General features: G+C 70.0%; 16 protein-coding genes. 8 read left to right on the forward strand and 8 right to left on the reverse strand.

The window, feature by feature from the left end:
* Positions 1 to 105: 105 nt before the first annotated feature.
* Positions 106 to 774 (forward strand): alpha/beta hydrolase, encoded by a 669-nt coding sequence (locus ACLJRM_RS12080; RefSeq protein WP_101612240.1) that lies wholly within the window; start codon positions 106 to 108, stop codon positions 772 to 774.
* 55 nt (positions 775 to 829) lie between these two features.
* Here the strand turns inward: ACLJRM_RS12080 and ACLJRM_RS12085 are convergent, their stop codons facing one another.
* The 7 genes from ACLJRM_RS12085 to ACLJRM_RS12115 form a co-directional block, all read right to left on the reverse strand.
* A complete protein-coding gene (locus tag ACLJRM_RS12085) occupies positions 830 to 1,909 on the reverse strand; it encodes a serine/threonine-protein kinase (RefSeq protein WP_410663027.1) in 1,080 nt (359 codons plus the stop codon).
* Positions 1,910 to 1,913: 4 nt separating this feature from the next.
* Positions 1,914 to 3,539 carry a serine/threonine-protein kinase gene (locus ACLJRM_RS12090; RefSeq protein ID WP_410663028.1) on the reverse strand — a complete coding sequence of 542 codons (1,626 nt, stop codon included), beginning with the start codon at positions 3,537 to 3,539 and terminating at the stop codon, positions 1,914 to 1,916.
* A 219-nt stretch (positions 3,540 to 3,758) separates the two neighbouring features.
* Positions 3,759 to 4,601, reverse strand: coding sequence for a hypothetical protein (locus tag ACLJRM_RS12095; RefSeq protein ID WP_410663029.1), 843 nt, complete (start codon positions 4,599 to 4,601; stop codon positions 3,759 to 3,761).
* Positions 4,602 to 4,856: 255 nt separating this feature from the next.
* A complete protein-coding gene (locus tag ACLJRM_RS12100; RefSeq protein ID WP_233223089.1) occupies positions 4,857 to 6,101 on the reverse strand; it encodes a hypothetical protein in 1,245 nt (414 codons plus the stop codon).
* 338 nt (positions 6,102 to 6,439) lie between these two features.
* Positions 6,440 to 6,745, reverse strand: a complete 306-nt coding sequence (locus tag ACLJRM_RS12105) for a hypothetical protein (protein ID WP_101612245.1) — start codon at positions 6,743 to 6,745, stop codon at positions 6,440 to 6,442.
* Positions 6,746 to 7,145: 400 nt separating this feature from the next.
* On the reverse strand, positions 7,146 to 7,433 hold the full coding sequence (locus ACLJRM_RS12110) for a chorismate mutase (protein ID WP_101612246.1): 288 nt from the start codon (positions 7,431 to 7,433) through the stop codon (positions 7,146 to 7,148).
* Between the two features lie 166 nt (positions 7,434 to 7,599).
* Positions 7,600 to 8,019 (reverse strand): DUF1707 domain-containing protein, encoded by a 420-nt coding sequence (locus tag ACLJRM_RS12115; RefSeq protein WP_410604494.1) that lies wholly within the window; start codon positions 8,017 to 8,019, stop codon positions 7,600 to 7,602.
* A gap of 90 nt (positions 8,020 to 8,109) precedes the next feature.
* Between ACLJRM_RS12115 and pcrA the strand changes: the two genes are divergently transcribed.
* On the forward strand, positions 8,110 to 10,518 hold the full coding sequence (pcrA, locus tag ACLJRM_RS12120; RefSeq protein WP_101612248.1) for a DNA helicase PcrA: 2,409 nt from the start codon (positions 8,110 to 8,112) through the stop codon (positions 10,516 to 10,518).
* A gap of 666 nt (positions 10,519 to 11,184) precedes the next feature.
* Here pcrA and ACLJRM_RS12125 read toward each other — a convergent pair.
* The gene (locus ACLJRM_RS12125) at positions 11,185 to 11,871 is read right to left on the reverse strand and encodes a M23 family metallopeptidase (protein ID WP_101612249.1); all 687 of its coding nucleotides are present in this window, start codon (positions 11,869 to 11,871) and stop codon (positions 11,185 to 11,187) included.
* A 608-nt stretch (positions 11,872 to 12,479) separates the two neighbouring features.
* Between ACLJRM_RS12125 and ACLJRM_RS12130 the strand changes: the two genes are divergently transcribed.
* The 6 genes from ACLJRM_RS12130 (at position 12,480) to ACLJRM_RS12155 (ending at position 19,595) form a co-directional block, all read left to right on the forward strand.
* On the forward strand, positions 12,480 to 14,309 hold the full coding sequence (locus ACLJRM_RS12130) for a hypothetical protein (RefSeq protein WP_410663030.1): 1,830 nt from the start codon (positions 12,480 to 12,482) through the stop codon (positions 14,307 to 14,309).
* Entirely contained in the window at positions 14,306 to 14,665 is a 360-nt protein-coding gene (locus tag ACLJRM_RS12135; RefSeq protein WP_410604497.1) for a hypothetical protein, read from the forward strand. Before ACLJRM_RS12130 ends, ACLJRM_RS12135 begins: the two co-directional genes overlap by 4 nt.
* Before the next feature lie 117 nt (positions 14,666 to 14,782).
* Positions 14,783 to 15,952 carry an ADP-forming succinate--CoA ligase subunit beta gene (gene sucC / locus ACLJRM_RS12140; protein WP_101612251.1) on the forward strand — a complete coding sequence of 390 codons (1,170 nt, stop codon included), beginning with the start codon at positions 14,783 to 14,785 and terminating at the stop codon, positions 15,950 to 15,952.
* Position 15,953: 1 nt separating this feature from the next.
* Positions 15,954 to 16,841 (forward strand): succinate--CoA ligase subunit alpha, encoded by an 888-nt coding sequence (gene sucD, locus ACLJRM_RS12145; RefSeq protein ID WP_076163092.1) that lies wholly within the window; start codon positions 15,954 to 15,956, stop codon positions 16,839 to 16,841.
* A gap of 301 nt (positions 16,842 to 17,142) precedes the next feature.
* Positions 17,143 to 17,973, forward strand: a complete 831-nt coding sequence (locus ACLJRM_RS12150) for a DUF5336 domain-containing protein (protein WP_410663031.1) — start codon at positions 17,143 to 17,145, stop codon at positions 17,971 to 17,973.
* A gap of 143 nt (positions 17,974 to 18,116) precedes the next feature.
* Positions 18,117 to 19,595 carry a DUF6350 family protein gene (locus tag ACLJRM_RS12155; RefSeq protein WP_410663032.1) on the forward strand — a complete coding sequence of 493 codons (1,479 nt, stop codon included), beginning with the start codon at positions 18,117 to 18,119 and terminating at the stop codon, positions 19,593 to 19,595.
* The last annotated feature ends 65 nt before the right edge of the window (positions 19,596 to 19,660 follow it).

A 19,660-nucleotide genomic window follows, 5' to 3' on the forward strand; every position in this document is an offset into this window, starting at 1 on the left:
CAACCGGGATCAGATGGGCACGAAAACCGGCTGAGCTTGAACAGCCGGGCCGGCGGTCGACAGCCTGGCAAGGAAGTCACGAACTCCGCCGGCGAAAGGACCCCCGTGCGTCCCCTGATCATCCTGCACGGCTCTTGGCACCAGCCCGCCCATTTCGACGACGTCGCCGAGCGTCTGCGACAGGAAGGCGCCGAGGTCACCGTCCCCGACATCGGCGCGCGCCCGGTCGCCGAATCCACCCGGATCGTCCAGGAAATCGTCGACAAGGCGGCCGAACCGCCGGTGGTGCTCGGGCACTCCTACGGTGGAGTGATCGCCAGCGGGCTCCAGGGGATCGCCCACCTGATCCTCCTGGCCGCGATCGTCAGCGAACCGGGTGAGACCGCTCAGTACTGGATCGAGCGGGTCAAAGAGGAAACCGGCCGCGAACCGGAGTCACTGCCCCTGACCTTCGACGACGCGGGGATGACCCACCTCGATCTCGACGCCGTCCGTGAGGCGCTGTACGCCGACTGCTCGGACGCCGTCGCCGAGCGGGCCACGGCCCTGCTGCGCCCGGAGCCCGTCTCGATCTTCACCGAATCGCCGATCGGGGCGGCCTGGAAGAACACTCCGAACACCTACATCACCTGTTCCGAAGACCGGGCGCTGGCACCGGAAATGGTCGCCCACTTCGCCGCCCGGTGCGAAACGCAGGTGACCTGGCGGGCGAGCCACAGCCCGTTCCTCAGCCGTCCCGTCGAACTGGTGACGCTGGTTCTCGAGCGGCTCTAGCTAACCCGGACCCCGCCCCGCCGCCACCCTCAACGGACAGGCTGCGCCTGGCTGTTCAGATCAGGAACAGTTCCGCGAACAGCACACCGAGGAGGATCGCCGCCACGACGGCACCCGCCGTGATCAGCCACTTGCGGGTGTCGGGCGATTTCGCCGCGGCCGGCGCCGCCGCGGGAACGTACTGCTGCTGCGGCGGTGCCGGTGGCACGTACTGCTGCGGCTGTTGCGGCGGCTGATACTGCTGCGGCTGGTGCTGGGGGAACTGCGGAACCGGCGGCTGCTGAGGTGCCTGCTGCTGAGGTGCCTGGTGCATCGGGAACGGCATCGAGGCGGGCATCGTCGGCATGGCGGGCGCCGTCGGCGGGATGAACGCCGTCTGCCGCCCCTCGGTGATCGCGCCCAGCGAGCGGACGGTGTCGGCCATCGTCGGCCGCACGTCCGGCTCGGACCGCAACATCTTGCGCAGCGCACCGGCCAGCGGACCGGCGGTCTGCGGCGGCCGTTCCGAAGACTCGCCGTCCTCGCCGAACGGCGGCACGCCCTCGACGGCCGTGTACAGCGTCGCACCCAGCGAGAACACGTCGGACGCCGAAGTCGCCGGTTCGCCGCGCGCCACCTCGGGCGCCCGGTACGCGGGACTCGCGCCGCCACCGGTGATGCCGATGTCGGTGAGCTTCACGCCGCCGTCGTCGGCCAGCAGGATCGTGCCCGGCTCGACGGTCCGGTGCACCACCCCGGCCTCGTGCATCGCGGCCAGCGCGCGGCCGAGCATGATGCCCAACGCGGCGGCCTGCTCCGCGGTCAGCCTGCCGTGCTCGGCCAGGAAGGTCGACATCCCGCGCGACGGGATGTACTCCATCACCAGCCACACGTCCGGACCGTCGGGCAGCACGTCGTACACCTTGATCGCGGTGGCGTGCTCGAACTTGGCCGCGTCCTTGCCCTCTTGGACGACGACGGCTTTGGCCTGTTCCGCCCGGTCCGTCGGAAGGCCGACGGGCAGGTACATGCGCTTCATCGCGACCGTGCGAAGCAGGCGTGTGTCGAACGCCAGCCACACGATGCCCGCCCGGCCACGCCCGATGGGCTGGTCCAGGCGGTATCGGCCGCCGACGATGGAACCTTCAGAACTCAATGGATCACGTTCCGGCTGGAGTCGGGGTCGTTGTCGGGCTCGGAGTATCGCTCGTCGGCGGTTTCTCCGATGAGGACGGCGGCTTCGGAGTCGTCTTCGGGGTCGACTTCGGTGTGGTCGGCCGATCCGGCTCGTCCGTCTGGGTCGCCTTGGTCGAAGTCTTCTTCGACGAGCTCGCCGTCTCCTTGGGCGGCTCGGCCGACTGCGTCTCCGACGGCGATTCCGTCGTCTCGGGAGCCGAGGACGTCGCCGACGGGGTCGGCTTCGTCGAGGAGTTCCCCACCTGCGCGGGCGTCTCCGGGTTGTTCGGGCTCAGCAGCCAGAAGCCCAGCGCGGCCAGCGCCACGACCACGACACCGCCGATGATCGCGGGCTTCTTCCACGCGCCCGGCTTCTCGTCGTCGTCCTCGTCCACCGGGCTGGTCTTCGCCCGGGTGGGAGGCGGCGGCGGAGGCGGAGGCGGGCTGTCGTAGTCGTCGTCGTAGGGATCGTCGACGTAGTCACCCGCGGGGATCGGGACGGCGCGCGTGGGCGTCGGGCCGCCGGGGTGACCGCGTTCGGACAGCAGAGCCGTCTCGTCGTAGTTGTCGTACCCGTCGTAGTCGTCTTCCGGGTATCTCGACGCGGCAGGTTGGTGGTAGTCGTCTTCGTCGTAGTACGAACCCGCCGCGGCCTGTTCGTCGAGGAGCGAGCCCGAGTGCCCGGCCGATTCGCTGTCGAGCGCCTGGGTCACGCCCGCGCCCGCGAGCGCGCCCGCGACCGGGGCGGCGAGCAGGGTCTCGTCCGCGGGACCGCCCAGCGGCGTTTCACCCCGCGCGACAGCGGCGAGGAGCTCCTCGCACTCTTCGGCGGTGGGACGGTGCCGGATCTCCGGGTGCAGCAGCACGGCCAGCACGCTCGCGAGCGGGCCGGACTGGCGCGGCGGGATGATCTGCCCGGCCGCGACCGCGTGCAGCAGGCTCAGCGTGTTCTCGCTGAGGCCGAACGGCGGCTGGCCCTCGCAGGCCGCGTAGAGCGTCGAGCCGAGCGAGAAGACATCGGACTCCGGGCCGGGGTCGCCACCGATGGCCACCTCGGGCGCCAGGTAGGCGGGGGTTCCGGCGATCATCCCGGTCTTCGTGACCGTGACGTCGTCCTTGGCCCGCGAGATGCCGAAGTCGGTGATCTTCACGGTGCCGTTTGGTGCCAGCAGGATGTTGCCGGGCTTGATGTCCCGGTGCACGATGCCGACCGCGTGCGCCTCGGTCAGCGCCGCCGCGACCTGCGCGCCGATCCTGGCCACCTCGATCGGTGGCAGCGTCCGGTGCTCCTGCAGCTCCTGGGCGAGGCTGGTGGAGTTCAGGTATTCCATGATCAGGCACGGCTGACCGTTGTCGTCGGTGACCACGTCGAACACCGAGATGGCGTTCGGATGGTGCAGCCTGGCGGCGATCCGGCCCTCGCGCATCGTGCGCTGGCGGGCGTCTTCGGCGTCGTGAGCCTCGAGGCCGGGTTGCAGCAGCAACTGCTTGATCGCCACCGTGCGGCCGAGTACCTCGTCGTGCGCTTGCCAGACGGCACCCATCGCGCCCGTGCCGATCCGCCCGGCGATGCGATATCGACCGGCGACCAGGCGACCCTCGTCGCTCACGCGACCTCCCTTTGGGCTCCGTCTTCACGTCGCGGAGTGGTCCGCGCACGCGGTGCGGCCTTCAGCACGCCACAGCGTTGGAGCGTATGCACATGTAGTGGTCTGTGTGCCGGCTTTTCCGAGACCGACTCGTGACAAGGCTAGGCGCTCACTCTGCGCACACACACGCGGTACGCTCTGATCGCCCTGGGTAGAGGGCTGTTCAACGCCGGGTATTCGTCACATGTGCTGCGCGGACAGCAGCCGGGCGTCGGTGATCAGGCCCGTCGTCTCGTCGGCGAATTCGAGCACCTGGGTGACCCGCAACAGGCCGCCGTCCGGATTGCGCATGGTCACCACGGCGAGGATCGTGCCGTCGGCCTGTTCACGGAGATCCTGGATCTGGATGGCGTCCATCGCGCTCCACCCCTGGATCAGCCTGCCCGCTTCGGACTCGGCCAGCACCGGCGTGAGCAGCGACATCGCGCCGTAGGGATCCGCGTCGACGGTCTGGTAGAACTTCCGGACCGCGTCGAGCTTGCCCTCGGCCGTGCTGACCGCGGCCGGCTTGGCGGCAGGCTGCGAACTGGTGCTGCTGGACGCCGAACCTCGCCGAGGGACCGAACCCTGGCCGGTGCCCGAGGACGGCTGGGCCGTCGTGCTGGTGCCCGCGGGAGTCGGTGTCTCCTGCTTGCGCTGCGCTTCGGAAGCGTCCGGGACGGCGAGCCCGCCGAGCGCGGCGGCTCCGCTCATCACCTCGGGTGCGGCGGCGCCCGGTGCCGGGTTCTGCCGCTGGGTGCCCGCGAGGACTCCCGCGGTGACGACGGCGCCCGCGACCAGCAGCCCGGCGGCGACCAGGCCGGCCAGCTTGGCCCGCCGGGCCGTGCGGCTTTCCGGCTCTTCTTCGGGCTCGGGTCGCGGAGACGGCTCTTCGCGAGAGCGGGAAGGAACGAACTTCTGCGGCTCCCGGAAGACCTGCTCGAGGTACTCGCGGTCGACGCGGGTGTCGTTCAGGATCTCTTCCGGGATGACGTCCTCGACACGTACGGCGTCCTCACGCCGTATGCGCTGTCGATCAAGCACGAAATTCCTCGCTCTGGGTCCGGGGCAGGCGCTAGGCCGTTCGGCCGACGCCTTTGGTCCGCGCGGCCGTCTTCTGAACGGTGCGGACCCTGCAGTCGCCAGGTAACCCTGTCGAGACGGTCCGCGGCCAGGCTCTATCGCCGGAATGCCGTCGCGATACGACGAACGGCAGCTTAGGTCACCCACCCGGACCAGGGACAACCGCTCGCCGCACCGCACGTGCAGAGGAACAGGACACTTGCACGTGCGTGGCACCTACATGCCGTCGTCGACGATCTTGTCGTCGTCACCGAAGGTCAGCGTGCGCTGCTCCATGGTCTTCGTGCCGTCTTTGTGAGTGACTTCGACGGTGTTGACCGTGACCCCGCGGCGCTGGTCGATGCTGACCTTCTTCACCTCGAAGTAGGCGACGTCGGCGTAGCGCTCACGGAGGCCCTGCGCACCTTCTTCGCGCAGGCCGCCGGAGGTCACCGCGGCGGCTTCGTTCGGGTTCGTGGTGACGGAGTTGAGGAAGACCTCGGTGTTGTCGCCCATCGCCTGCGCGTCCGGCTGCGACGCGTACCAGGGGGAGGTCGTGGTGGTGCGGTCGGCGGGCATGATCGGCGGCTTCTGCGGCCGGTCGCTCGACGACGGCGCGGGCCGCCCGGTCGTGGCCGGTCCGCCCGCGTCGGGCCGCGACCCGCCGTCGCCGGTGGCGTCGTCGTCCGTGGAGGTGCCGGAGTTGGCGGAACTGCGGTCGTCCTGGGAGGAGGAGTCGGTCGCGGAACCGGACGGGTTGCCCGCCGCGCCACCCTGCGGCGGCGTGGCCGGGTCGCCGTTGCCGGCGAGACCTTCGTTGGTCAGCGGGCTGCCGCCGCGGTAACCGGGCCAGCCGCCTTGGCTCTGCTGCTCCGGGGCGGGCTTGCCGACCAGGAACGAACCGGCGAAGAGGAGGCCGACGACGACCAGCGCGGACGCGGCCGCGGCGAACCAGGCGGCCTTGCGCCAGGTCTTCGGCGGGGTCACCGAAGCGGGCACCGATCCGAGGTCGAAGGTGCTCAGGCCGTCGAGGGGAGGGGCTACATAGACGCGGACGTCGTCGTCACCTTCGTCGATCTCCACCGGTTCGGGACGGCGGGGAGCGGGCGCGGTCAGTGTCACCTTCGTGCGCTGGGCCGCCTTCACGCGCCGTTCTTCGGCGGGGGACAGCACGGGTTCGGTGAACGAGACCTCGACGCGGGCCGGGCGTTCCACGGGCACCTCGCGAGCGGGCTGGGGGAGCGGCAGCAGGCCGCTCGTTGGGGCATAGCCGGGGCTCGGCGCCCTCCTGTTCCGCGGTGGCGGCAGGGGCAGGGAACCGGTGGAGGGCGGGGCGAACTCGCTGTGCGCGTGATGCCCGTGCCCGGTCGGGCGCTGCCGCCGGGGCGGCACGGGTGGTGTCCAGCTTTCAGTGCCGCCCGCCCGGTGACGACCCGCGTGCGCGGCGCCGTCCCGTTCCTGGTGTCCCACCCTGCCGTTCATGTCCGAGCGACCCCCTCATGGGCCACCCCTGACGGCGATGTGACACCGATTAAGCCGAACGGAGCAGCGGTTTCACGGGATCCCTCGCTTGCAGACTCCCGGGCACTCTCGTGAGCAAATGCACGCGCATGCGACTGTGGACGCGCGGGGCCGATGCCCCCGCGCGCCATTCGGGCATCGCCCGACCCAGACGCAAGGGTCCTCACGGGATCCACACTAAAAGCTCGACACCCGCAAGTCTTCACCCGCTCTGCAAGTTGCAGATGTTTCACTCGGTCGGGCGCGGCCGAACGGGCCTCGGTGACGTTACGCAGTGCTATCCGTGCTGGTGAAGCCGTTCAGTTGCCGCTGCGGTACTTCTGCTGGGTCGATTGCAAGGCTTTGGTGGCGGTGATTCCGCTACCCGCTGCAAGCAAAATGGCGATGATGTCGAGCGGCGTTCCCCCACTAGTGAGCAACCACGCGAACAAAGAGGCCGCGGTGGTACCCGCTGCGATCGGCCAGCGCGATTTGACGTACTGGGCGATAGGGGTGCCGCCCGCGCGCTTACCCGCCGCGTTGTTCAGCATGGCGAGGTAACCGAGATGGCCCAATGCCGCGAGGACACCGGCGATCGCGATGATCACGGCGATGAGGTTAATCATGTGTCCAGTTTGCCTGGTCCCGAGCCGTCATGGCTCGGGGAACACCCTGAGTTTCGCCTCACTGCACGCAATCGTGACGCGGGCGCGGGGTGGCCGTTCGCGTTTAGCGGGCTAAACGCGAACCGGCGGCGGGGAGAGCAGGGGACCTTTGCTGTCGCCTACCGCCCGAGCCTGCCCCGCGCGACCGAGCCGGTACGTCCGTGTGACTGGGCCCCTGGCCCGAAACGCCACTCACGACCGACCTGACCCATTCGGTACCGGCGCCGTGGTCGCCCTGAAGTACGTGAAGGCCCCCTTCACTACCGTCAAGGTAGGCAAGGGGCCCTTCGCGGTCCGGCCCCATGGCGCCAACCCGAAACGCGACCTGGTGACCACCACGAGCCCCGAAGCCTGCTGTCGCCTACCGTCCGAGCCTGCCCCGGCCCAGGTTCAACAGGGCCATCGCCAGCTGGCGTCCTTCCGGCCCGAGCTCGCGGTAGCGCGCCAGCACGTCCATCTCGCGGTTGTAGACGATCTTGGTGCCCCCCGCGGCCATCCTGGTCGCGCCGATCGTCTTGGAGACCTCGACGCGGCGCTTGACCAGCCGCAGGATCTCGCCGTCGAGCCAGTCGATCTCCTTGCGGAGCTCACCGATCTCCTCGGCCGACGCGATCGGGCCTTCGGCGTCCGGCTTCTGTGTGGTGTTCATCGGGACCTCTCTTCGGTCCGGATTCCCTGCTGGCCCCCGGAACAGCGAAAGCCCCGAGGTCCGAGGACTCCGGGGCTTCGGGTGATGGCAATCAGGCACTATGCGATCACGGGAGCCGGAGTCCGGGTCCCGTAAAAAAATCGCGTCGCGTGCCGCATACCGATCATTATGCCACAGCGACGCCGTCACCCCGGCCGAAATCACGTCGCGCTCCGCGGACGCGGGCGTGTACCAGGACGCTCATGGCCAGCCAGAACATCGGCATCGCGGGCCAGAAGAACGGCACCCCTGAAACCGTCCAGCGGACGATCAGCAGCACCGAGAGCGCGACGGCGACCGCGAGGTGGATCCGCACCGCCCGATGCCCGAAGACGACCGCGCGCCGCTTCGGCACGGGTTTCGGCAGATCCGAGGTGAGCGCGGCCAGTTCGTCCGTGTACTTGGTGGAATACACAGTGCCTAGCCGGTCTTCTACTTCTTCGAGGCTGAGACGGCCTTCGCCGCCGGCGGCCTGGATGAGCGAGGCGACCCGCTCGCGGTCGGCGTCGGCGGCCCGGAGCCGGGAGGGAATTCCGTTGGTGTCCATGGCATCCGATCCTCCGCCGCGAACACCGCCCGCGCGTCGGACGGCAGGCGGCAACGGCGCCTACGCCCGGCGCTGTAGCGTGGACCGGCGATGAACACCCTCTTCGATCTCCCAGCGGACGGCCCGGCCAAGTCCCGGCACTCCGACCTGCTCGACGACCTGAACCCGGCGCAGCGCGAGGCCGTGACCCACGCGGGCTCACCGCTGCTGGTCGTCGCGGGCGCGGGTTCGGGCAAGACCCGGGTGCTGACCAGGCGGATCGCGTATCTGCTGGCCGAGCGGCACGTGCACCCCGGCCAGATCATGGCGATCACGTTCACCAACAAGGCGGCCGCGGAGATGCGGGAGCGGGTGAGCGACCTCGTCGGCCGCCGCGCGAACGCGATGTGGGTGTCGACGTTCCACTCCATGTGCGTGCGGATCCTGCGCCGTGAGGCCAAAACGCTGGAGATGTCGTCGAGTTTCTCCATCTACGACTCGGACGACACAAAGCGGCTCATCACGCTCGTCGCCCGCGATCTCGACATCGATCCGAAGAAGTACGCGGCGCGCACGCTGGCCGTGAACATCTCGAACCTCAAGAACGAACTGATCGACCCGGACACGGCGGTCGCCGACGCGGGCAACGACCTCGAGCGCCGCGTCGCCGAGGTCTACGTCGAGTACCAGCGACGGCTCAACCAGGCCAACGCGTTCGACTTCGACGACCTCATCATGCGGACGGTCGAACTCCTGCAGACCTTCCCGGACGTCGCCGAGTACTACCGGCGGCGGTTCCGGCACGTGCTGGTCGACGAGTACCAGGACACGAACCACGCGCAGTACACGCTGATCCGCGAACTGGTCGGCACCGAGGAGAACGAGGCCGGGCTCGAGCCCGCCGAACTGTGCGTCGTGGGTGACGCGGACCAGTCGATCTACGCCTTCCGCGGCGCGACCATCCGCAACATCGAGGAATTCGAACGCGACTTCCCGAACGCGCGGACCGTGTTGCTGGAACAGAACTACCGCTCGACCCAGACGATCCTGAACGCGGCGAACGCGGTCATCGCGCGCAACCCCAACAGGCGCGCGAAGCGGTTGTGGACCGATTCCGGCGACGGAGAGAAGATCGTCGGCTACGTCGCGGACAACGAGCACGACGAAGCGGCGTTCGTCGCGGGCGAGATCGACGCGCTGGCGGACAAGGGCGAGGCGGACTACTCCGACGTCGCGGTCTTCTACCGCACCAACAACCAGTCGCGGGTCTTCGAGGAGATCTTCATCCGCCTCGGCCTGCCTTACAAGGTCGTCGGCGGCGTGCGGTTCTACGAACGGCGCGAGGTCCGGGACATGCTCGCGTATCTGCGGGTCCTGGCGAACCCGGAGGACACGGTGAGCCTGCGCCGCGTCCTCAACGTCCCCAAACGCGGCATCGGCGACCGCGCCGAAGCGGTCATCGCGACGTACGCCGAGCGGGAGCGCATCTCGTTCGCGCAGGCGTTGCGCGGTGCCGTCAACGGCGAGGTGCCGCTGCTGAACCCGCGCTCCGCCAAGGCGATCACCGGTTTCGTCGAGCTGCTGGACGAACTGGGCGAGGTCGCCGAGAGCGGCGCCGAGGTCGCCGACATCCTCGAAGCGGTCCTGGAACGCACTGGCTACCGCGCGGAACTCGAGGAGTCCGAAGACCCGCAGGACGCGTCGCGGGTGGAGAACCTGACGGAGCTCGTCACCGTCGCGCGGGAGTTCACCGAATTCACCGCCGAGGTCGCCGGTCCGGACGGCGAACTGCCCGAGGCGGACCCCGGAGTGCCGGAACCGGGCTCGCTGCCCGCGTTCCTGGAGCGGGTTTCGCTGGTGGCGGACGCGGACTCGATTCCCGCGGCCGACGGCGGCGAGGACGGCGACGGGCACGACGCGGGCGTGGTCACGCTGATGACCGTGCACACCGCGAAGGGCCTCGAGTACCCGGTCGTCTTCGGCACGGGCTGGGAAGACGGGATCTTCCCGCACATGCGCGCGCTCGGTGACCCGACCGAATTGGCCGAGGAACGACGGCTCGCCTACGTCGCGATCACGCGTGCCAGGAAGCGGCTGTACGTCTCCCGTTCGATGGTGCGCTCCGCCTGGGGCCAGCCGCAGATGAACCCGGCTTCGCGGTTCCTCGACGAGCTTCCCGCCGACCTGGTCGATTGGCGCAGGCTCGCACCGTCGTCGTCCTCCGGCGGTTTCGGTTCGTCGGGTGGCTCGCCGCGCGCCGCGACGACGTGGGGAAGCCGTGGCGGCGGCTCCGCGTCGCCGTCGAGGTCGGCGGGCACGAGCCCGTTCGGCAAGGGCTGGAAGGACACCGTCGCGCTCAAGCTCGACGTCGGCGACAGGGTCAGCCACGACAAGTACGGCCTCGGGACCGTCATCGCCTGCGACGGCGCCGGACCCCGGGCCACCGCGACGATCGACTTCGGTGCCGCCGGCAAGGTCCGGCTGATGCTCATCGGCAGCGTCCCGATGGTCAAACTGTAGCGCTGACCTGCGGTTTCTTCGCCGCGCCCGAAAACTGTCGGACCCTTCCCGTATACCTGTGTCATCGAACACGAGTTCGATGCGCTGGGGTATGCTGGGCAAGCCGGTGTGCCCCCCGGAACGGGGAGGGGGCACACGATGTGGTCGGGGTCTTGTTTGGTTTTTTCTCCACTGGGGTACTGGAGTACTTGCGGGGTGTTGAAAAAGGGGCGGAGCCGGATCGGGGTCCGGAACCGCCGGAAGTGCTCAGGCTGGTCGCGGCCTGGCGCGCGTTACCGCGGACGCACGAACCGGTCGGGGCCGGACGGTGGGTCGGATCCGGGCACGCGCGGCGATGGTCGTTCGGGCCGCGATCAGCCGGGTACCGGCCTTCTTCCCACGGGTTCTTCGCCGGATGGCGGCCGATCGAACGGCGCCCGGCGGGACTCTGCGCGGAGTGGCAGGTCGCCGTGGGGTACTTCGCCCGAAAACTGTCCGATGGCGTCACATGGGCCCGTTGAGGGCCCGGAAAGCCGGACGTGCTCCGAACCAGAGAACCTGCGACGCTCCCTTGTGCCCGAAACGGAGGGAGCGGAGGTCCTGAAGGCGCGCCAGGGCTTCGTTGCCCGGCGCGCCGGTGCTTCCGGCGGTACTGGCCGGGATGCGAAAAGCGGGAAAGAGGCTCGGTCAGCCGACGCTGACGCCACGGGCGGCGAGCCACGGGCGCGGGTCGATCTTCTTGGAGCCGTTCTGCCACACCTCGAAGTGCAGGTGCGGGCCGGTGCTCTGGCCACGGTTGCCGACCTCGGCGATCTCCTCGCCGCACTTGACCTTCTGGCCTTCGCGGACGGAGAAGGAGTTCATGTGGCCGTAGACGTGAACGGTGCCGTCGGAGAGCTGGACCTTGACCCAGAGGCCGAAACCGCTGGCCGGGCCGGCCTCGATGACCGTGCCGTCGGAGGCCGCGACGATCGGGGTGCCGATCGGGGCCGCGAGGTCGATGCCGAGGTGGCTCGTGCCCCACCGGGCGCCGAAGCCCGAGGTGAAGGTGCCCTTGGTCGGCATGCAGGTCTTGGGGCGCTTGGCCTCTTCTTCGGCCTTGCGGGCCGCTTCGGCCTCACGCTTCACGCGGGCCTGGGTGATGCTGTTGTTGTCCGAGAGCTTCTGGGCCTCGGCGGAGGCGTTCGCCGACTGGCTGGTCGGCAGCAGCTCGGGGGCGCCGCCACCGGCTCCACCGCCGAGGGCGAACGAGGCGCTCGCGTCCTGCGCGCTGGCCAGCGGCGTGACGGCGGCGTCGGAGGATTCCGAAACGGACTTCAGGGTCTGCCCGGCAGCGGCGGCCGCGAAGGCGCCGGCAGCGACGGCTGCGACCACGACACGGCCGCGAAGGGCCGAGGACGGGGGCGACAGTCGGTGCGAGCCCCGGACGCGAACGACCGCACCATCGAGTGCGTTCTCGAGCGCCGGGGAAGGAGCTTGGCCGCCGGGGGAGCGGTGTGAAGCCAAGACGGGGCCTTCCATGTTCGGGGAGTCGGATCAAGAGCCCGGGCGGGGGAACCCGGTGAACGACCTCGGGGGTGGTTCGTTCGGTGCTCTCATTCGTGATCTGACTGTAATGGGGACCTGGGGACAGTAACGAAGCGGCACCCCGATCAGCAAGATTTGACCGCCCTCTCGGCCGATCGGGCGACGACGATCTGGCCGTTATCCAGTGAAGATTACCCAAAGTTAGAGGAGGTTTACTCGTAACCTTGTGATCTGCGTTACAAGATCAAGCGGCCATTCGGGGGTACCGGAGGGCCGGAAAGGAGGCAAACGAGGGAAATAACCGGTTGCCCGGTGATGTTGAAGGACGTTTACCGCGATCCAGGCCTTCGGTGAGTGCACCGAGCGGTCCGGGGAGGTCCGGCCGAGTGCCGGTGAGGCCCGCGATCCCCCTGCTGGCGGGCCTGGGCGGGCCCGGCTTGCTAGCGTCGCCGTCGATGACTTCGCGCTCACGGCACCCCGATGACAACTCCGCCGGGCAGGCCGTCCCCGGGACCGCGTCCGCCGAACTTCTCCGGAGTGAACCGGGCGCCCGCCCGCGAGCGCTCGTGCTGTCGGCGGGACTGGTGTCGGCCGGAGCGGTCGCACTGGCCGCCGGCGCGCTGATGCCCGTCGTCCGGGGCGGTTCACCCGGGTTCACCGCCGCGCCGTTGCTGGTCGTGCTGGCCCTCGCGCCCGCGGTGGCCGTGCTCTACGCGGTGTCGACGGGACGTCCGGGACTCACGGCGGGACTGGTGCTCGGCCTGACCGCGCTCGCACCCGGACGGCTGCTGCTGGACCTGCAGTTGCTCGCGGACGGATCCCTCGCCGCACGGCCGGAACTGTTCCTCGCTGATCGCCTGCTCGCGCTGCCCCCGGCGGGGCCGGGGCTGTGGCCGCTGGTGGCCGGCCACCTCCTCACCCTCGCCGCCGGGGCGTTCGCCGCGGGGACCGCCCGCGACGAGGCCGAACTGGCGGGCGAGCTCGACGGACATCGCCGCTGGCGGCTGCTCGGGCCCGTGCTCGGCGTGGCGGGCGGGATCGGCCTGCTGCTCGCGCCCCTGGGTTCGGGCAACGCGTACCTCCTGGCCAAGAACGCCTTCGAGGGACCGACGGTCGCGATGGCCGGGTACCTGCTGCTCGCGGCCCTGCTGCCGCTGACCGTGCTCGTGGCGGTGAGTTCGCCCTCGGCCGGGGTCGGCAAGGGCGGGTTCGCGGGCGCGGGCTTGGCGGCGCTCGCGGTCGGGGTGCCGCCGGTGGTCGCGGGGCTGGTCGTGGACCGGCTCTCGGTCGCGCCGGGTTCGGTGCTGGTGACCGTCGCGGGCCTCGGGCTGTTCGGCCTGGCCTTCACCAGGTTCGACGTCGCGGAAGCCAGTGAGGCGGTCACCGGTGATCTGGCAGGCGAGGCCCGGCTGCCAGGGCTGTTCTGGTGGCGGCTGGCCACCGGCGGCCTGGCGCTGCTCGCCGCCGCGGCCGCGGTCGCGGGTGCGCTGACCCCGGTACTGAAGGCCAACGGTGAGACGCCCGTCCCGGAGACGCCGTCGCGCTGGCTGTTGCTCGGCGCGGCCGTCGTGCTCGCCGTGCCCGCCGTGTTCGTGTTCGTGCCGCGGCTCTCGGCGTTCGTCAGGGGAGTCGTCGCGGCCACGTGGGCCGGGGTCGTCCTCGCGGGGGCGGCCGTGCTGAGCGCGGCCTTGTCCGTGACCGAGGACAAGGCCGTCGATCCGGCACTGTTCGGCGTCGATCTGCCGCTGCCGTTGCCCGACAAGGTCGGCTACTCGGCGGGCCCAGGCGTCACCTGGACTTTCGTCGCGCTCGCGCTGGCGGCCGTCGCGGCGCTCGCCGCCGTGATCACCGGTGTGGTGGAGCGCGACGACTCGGACGACGGTGGAATGGACGAACCGCGAGCGAACAGCGCCGTGCTCACCCCGGTCGTCGCGGCGGCGGTGCTGGCGATCGCCGCGTTCGGCACGCCCGTGTTCACCGCGCCCGGCTACACCGCCCCGGGTCTGTGGTCGGACTTCGGCGCGGCGTCGTGGGGCCTGCTCGGCGCCCTCGCGGTCGTGCTCGGGCTGTACGCGCTCGTCGTGCGTTCGAGGCCGATCGCGGCCGCGGCCGCGTTGGCCGGTGCCGCGCTGGTGCTCGGCCTGCGCGCGGCGGAACTGCCGCTCGTCGGCTCGGAGTACGACGGCTCTTCGGCGGGGATCGGGTTCTGGCTCGCGCTGGGCGCCGCCGTCGTCTCCCTCGTCGCGGCCGGGATGGCCGTCGCGGGATCGCGGCGGTCCGAGTGACGCGCCGTCTCCTTCGCGTGGTGCTGGCCGAGTTCGGCGTCGAGGAAGGTTCGGCCGCCGTGCTCGGGCGACTGCTGCGCGACGACGGGGTCGAGGTCGTCTACGCCGGTCGTCTCGACACCCTCGAGCACTTGGTCCGGACGGCCGAACAGGAGGATCCGGACATCCTCGGCGTCGTGCGGGGCGCGAGTGAGCCGGAGGGGCTCGCCGAAGCGCTCCCGGACGTCCTCCTCTTCGCGGTCGGTAACGGCCCGAGCAAGTTCGAGAACGCCTTCGAAAGCCTGGAAGAGGCGGCGAACTGGGTCTCCGGTGTGCGGTCTCACACCGTGGAAACACCGTCTGACCGCGTACGGTGACCGACTTCACCAGGTGCGGAGTCCCCTGCTTCTGCGCAGGTCGCTAACCTCGACTGGTCCGACAGCGCGGTCCGGCAACGGACCACCACAGTGGCGTGTCGTCAGGAGACTGGAGTAGTGGACCTCTACGAATACCAGGCGAGGGATCTCTTCGCCGCCCACGGAGTACCGGTTCTGCCGGGTGCCGTGGCAAACACCCCCGAAGAAGCCAAGGCCACCGCCGAGAAGATCGGCAACCAGGTCGTCATCAAGGCGCAGGTCAAGACCGGCGGCCGCGGCAAGGCCGGCGGCGTCAAGCTGGCCCAGACGCCGGACGAGGCCGCGGAAAAGGCCGAGGCGATCCTCGGTCTCGACATCAAGGGCCACATCACGCGTCGCGTGCTCGTGGCCGAAGCCTCGGACATCGCCGAGGAGTACTACTTCTCCTTCCTGCTGGACCGTGCGAACCGCACCTTCCTCGCGATGGCTTCGGCCGAAGGTGGCGTGGAGATCGAGCAGCTGGCCGTCGAGCGCCCCGAAGCGCTCGCGAAGATCCCGGTCGACGCGATCATCGGTGTCGACAAGGCGAAGGCCGTCGAGATCCTGACCGCGGGCAAGTTCCCGGAGAACGTGGTCGACGAGGCCGCCGACGTCGTCGTGAAGCTCTGGGAGACCTTCGTCTCCGAGGACGCGACGCTGGTCGAGGTCAACCCGCTGGTCCGTGACCCGCAGGACAAGATCATCGCCCTCGACGGCAAGGTCACCCTCGACGAGAACGCCTCGTTCCGTCAGCCGGGCCACGAGGCCCTGGTCGACAAGGACGCGGAGAACCCGCTCGAGGCGAAGGCCAAGGCCAAGGACCTCAACTACGTCAAGCTCGACGGCGAGGTCGGCATCATCGGCAACGGCGCGGGCCTCGTGATGTCCACTTTGGACGTCGTGGCCTACGCGGGCGAGAAGCACGGCGGCGTCAAGCCCGCCAACTTCCTCGACATCGGCGGCGGCGCTTCGGCCGAGGTCATGGCGGCCGGTCTGGACGTCATCCTCAACGACACCGACGTGAAGAGCGTGTTCGTCAACGTCTTCGGTGGCATCACCGCTTGCGACGCGGTCGCGAACGGCATCGTCGAGGCGCTGAAGATCCTGGGCGACGAGGCCACCAAGCCGCTCGTCGTGCGGCTGGACGGCAACAACGTCATCGAGGGTCGTCAGATCCTGGCCGACGCGAACCACCCGCTGGTCACCGTGGTGGACACAATGGACAACGCGGCCGACAAGGCCGCCGAGCTCGCCGCGGCAGGTGCGTGAGATGTCGATCTTCATCAACGAGAACAGCAAGGTCATCGTCCAGGGGCTCACCGGCTCCGAGGGCATGAAGCACGCGACGAAGATGCTGAAGTCCGGCACGAACATCGTGGGTGGCGTCAACGCCCGCAAGGCCGGCCAGACCGTCTCCGTCGAGGGCAAGGACCTCACCGTGTTCGGCACGGTCGAGGAGGCCATCAAGGAGACCGGCGCCGACGTTTCGGTCATCTTCGTGCCGCCGAAGTTCGCCAAGGACGCGGTCATCGAGGCGATCGACGCCGAGATCCCGCTCGCCGTGGTGATCACCGAGGGCATCCCGGTGCACGACTCGGCCTACTTCTGGGCGCACGCGGTCGCGACGGGCAACAAGACCCGCATCATCGGGCCGAACTGCCCCGGCGTGATCAGCCCCGGCAAGTCGAACGCGGGCATCATCCCGGCCGACATCACCGGTGCCGGCCCGATCGGTCTCGTGTCGAAGTCGGGCACGCTGACCTACCAGATGATGTACGAGCTGCGTGACATCGGTTTCTCGACCGGTGTCGGCATCGGCGGCGACCCGATCATCGGCACCACGCACATCGACGCCCTCGAGGCGTTCGAGGCGGACCCCGAGACCAAGGTCATCGTGATGATCGGCGAGATCGGTGGCGACGCAGAAGAGCGCGCCGCGGCCTACATCAAGGACAACGTGACGAAGCCGGTCGTCGGCTACGTCGCGGGCTTCACCGCGCCCGAGGGCAAGACGATGGGCCACGCCGGCGCCATCGTCTCCGGCTCCTCCGGCACGGCCGCCGCCAAGAAGGAGGCCCTCGAGGCCGCCGGTGTCAAGGTCGGGAAGACCCCGAGCGAGACCGCCGTCCTGGCGCGCGAGCTGTACAACAGCCTCTGATCCTTCGGAGACTGACGCATTCCCCGGCGGGCCGGGCGCCTCACCAGGTGCCCGGCCCGCCGACTTGCGTTTAGCCCCCTAATCGCGATCCGGCCACCGGAGCGCGTTTAGCGGGCTAAACGCGAAATGGGCGTCGCCGAGGGGGTTCCGCGTGGAACCCGATCGGGTGTACAGACGTCTCAGAGCCCGAGGCGTGGGGTGACCGTGCGTGCGCTAGCGTTCGAGCATCACAGCCGCCTCGTTTGTCCCGGGAGTCCCGCGCGCCCCCGGGGTGCCGGTCCAACGACAGGAGAGCATTCGGATGTCCTATCCCAGCGGTGGGCCCGGCTACCCCCAGCAGGGTGGCGGCCAGCAACACCCTCAGCCCCACCCAGGCTCGGGAGCCTTCCCGCAGCAGCAGGCGCCGTCGTCACCGGCGAGCCCGCTGAACCTGGCGCTGCTGCTCGCGCTCGCCGTCACCGTCCTCGGCCTGGTGCAGTTCTTCATCGGCTTCTCCGACGAGGCCGACGCGGCCAAGGAGGTGTCGGTCTTCCTCCTGGTCTCCGGTCTGCTCGCGGCGCTGCACGCGTTGCCGCGCGGCCCGAAGACGCTGCCGTTCGCCGCGTTGTTCAGCGTTCTCGGCGCGTTCGGCGCGCTGGACCTGGTCATCGGCTACCCGACCGTCGACGGCGGGGAGGGCCGCCCGGAGGTCTCGCTTCCCGGCATCCTCACCGTGGTCCTGATCCTCGGCATCCTTCAGATGCTGGTCGCGGTCGCGGCGCTGCTGTTCGAGCACGACGTCCTCAAGCTGCCGGCCGCGAAGCCGCAGCAGCAGGCGCCGCAGGCCCCCTACAGCCAGCAGTTCCCGCAGCAGGGCCCGCAGGGTCCGTTCGGCCAGCCGGGTCAGCAGGGCCCGGCCGCCACCCAGGTCCAGCCGTTCCCCGGGGCGGGGCAGCAGCAGGGCCAGCCGCAGGGTGAGCCGTCCGGCCCGTTCGCGCAGCCGGGCGGGTTCCAGCCGCCGGTCACGCAGCCGCCGGGCCAGCAGGCCACGACGTACGCGCCGCAGCAGGGCCAGTTCTTCCAGCAGCCGCCGTCCTCGGAGCAGGGCCAGAACCCGGGCACGCCGCCGGGCGGTTTCGACCGGCAGAGCTGACCTCTCGCACGCAAAAGCACCCGCTGTGACTCTCCGTGTCACAGCGGGTGCTTTCGTTTCCGGGGTTACCCGACCGGGTGGGTTGGGCCACGCGCGCCACCCGATGGCGGCGTGCCTCACCCGGACGGCTCAGTCCGGATGTCATGGTGCGGATCATGAAGCTGCTCACCCGCGACGAACGCCCGCCGGGCGAAGAGCCGGTGAGCGACCTCGTCCCCGAGCCGGAGGTGTCCAGGGCCAAGCGGGTTCGGGTGTTGCTCGCCGCGGCCTGCGCGCCTTTGCTCTTCTCCTACACCGCCGTCGCGGCCGTGCTCGCGGTGGTCGCGTTCACGGCCGACCGGTCCCGGTTCTCCGCCACCGGCGCGCTGCTCGCCGCCGGGCCGGGCTGGCTCGCCTCCTGGCAGGTGGAACTCGAACTCGCCGGTCATCCGCTCGGCGTGCTGCCGCTGCTGCCGACGCTCGTCGTCGGGTGGCTCGCGGCGAGGGCGGCCGCGCGGGCCACGCGCCGGATCGGCGGCCGGACCCCGGCGGACGCCGTCCCGGTGGTGACGGTGATAGCCGGGGCGCACGCGCTGTTCGGCGTGCTCATCGCCCTGCTGGCCGGCGGATCGCCGATCGGGGTCAACCCGCTGACCGCCTTCTGCGTGCCGGGACTCATCGCCGGGCTGGCCGCCGTCGCGGGAGTCGCCAAACGCTGCGGGCTTCCGGCCGCGGTGCGGGACCGGTTCGACCCGGTGGCCGTCCGAGGCCTGCGGGCGGGCGCGCTCGGTCTCGCCGCGATGATCGCCGGTGGCGCCGTGGTGTTCACCGCGGCCACCGCGCTCTCTTGGTCCACTGTGGACAGTCTGTTCGAGCCCGGTTTCGGTGCGAGCTTCGGTCTGTTCGCGCTTTCCGTGGCGTACCTGCCGAACGCGGTCGTCGCCGCGCTGTCCTTCACCACCGGGCCGGGGTTCTCGGTCGGTTCGCTGACCGTCGGCATGTTCGGCTACCGGGAGGGACAGCTGCCGGGGGTGCCGGTGCTGGCGGGGATCCCGTCGCACCACGCTGTCTGGTGGCCCGTGTTGCTGCTCCTGCCCGCGCTGGCCGGCGCGCTGGTCGGCTGGAAGATCCGCACGATCGACGAAGATCCGATGCTGCGGATGCGGGCGGTCGCCGTCGCGGGCGCGCTCGTCGCGTTCGGCTGCGTCGTCCTCGGGACCGTCGCCGGCGGCAGGCTCGGCGACGGGCCGTTCGACCCGGTCAGCGTGCCGGTCGGGGTCGCGTCGGTGATCGCCTTCTGCTGGATCGTCGTCCCCGGTGGTTTCGTCGCGTTCTTCGCCGGAGCGCACGAGGCTCCCGAGCCGCCAGGGGAACCCGGCGTCGAAGACCTCGCCGAAGTCGAGGAGGAAGCCGTCGAGTCCGAAGAAGACGAAGCGGCTGACGAAACCGAAACCGACGTCGACGACGAATTCGATGACGAGGCCGAAGCGGAACTCGCCCGCGAGCTGGGTGAGGACGAAGACGAGCCCCCGGCGGAACCAGAGCCCGAAACCGAGCCCGAGCAGGACGGTGTCGTCGACGACGCTGTGACCGAGTCCACCGACGGGTCCGGCGACGAAAGCGCGCCCGGCGGCGACCGTTAGGGTTGTCGCGACCAGGTGAAGCGCCGTACGCCCGAGTGCGTACCGCCGTGGCAAGGAGCCCGTTC

Origin of the sequence: Amycolatopsis sp. lyj-84, assembly GCF_046549075.1 — a bacterium.
Classification (GTDB): domain Bacteria; phylum Actinomycetota; class Actinomycetes; order Mycobacteriales; family Pseudonocardiaceae; genus Amycolatopsis.

What these genes read in the sequence shown, in the direction of transcription:
- ACLJRM_RS12100 (WP_233223089.1), bottom strand. Translation starts at nt 6,101, where the DNA reads ATGAACGGCAGGGTGGGACACCAGGAACGGGACGGCGCCGCGCACGCG.
- ACLJRM_RS12105 (WP_101612245.1), bottom strand. Translation starts at nt 6,745, where the DNA reads ATGATTAACCTCATCGCCGTGATCATCGCGATCGCCGGTGTCCTCGCG.
- ACLJRM_RS12110 (WP_101612246.1), bottom strand. Translation starts at nt 7,433, where the DNA reads ATGAACACCACACAGAAGCCGGACGCCGAAGGCCCGATCGCGTCGGCC.
- ACLJRM_RS12115 (WP_410604494.1), bottom strand. Translation starts at nt 8,019, where the DNA reads ATGGACACCAACGGAATTCCCTCCCGGCTCCGGGCCGCCGACGCCGAC.
- pcrA (WP_101612248.1), top strand. Translation starts at nt 8,110, where the DNA reads ATGAACACCCTCTTCGATCTCCCAGCGGACGGCCCGGCCAAGTCCCGG.
- ACLJRM_RS12130 (WP_410663030.1), top strand. Translation starts at nt 12,480, where the DNA reads ATGACTTCGCGCTCACGGCACCCCGATGACAACTCCGCCGGGCAGGCC.
- sucD (WP_076163092.1), top strand. Translation starts at nt 15,954, where the DNA reads ATGTCGATCTTCATCAACGAGAACAGCAAGGTCATCGTCCAGGGGCTC.
- ACLJRM_RS12150 (WP_410663031.1), top strand. Translation starts at nt 17,143, where the DNA reads ATGTCCTATCCCAGCGGTGGGCCCGGCTACCCCCAGCAGGGTGGCGGC.
- ACLJRM_RS12155 (WP_410663032.1), top strand. Translation starts at nt 18,117, where the DNA reads ATGGTGCGGATCATGAAGCTGCTCACCCGCGACGAACGCCCGCCGGGC.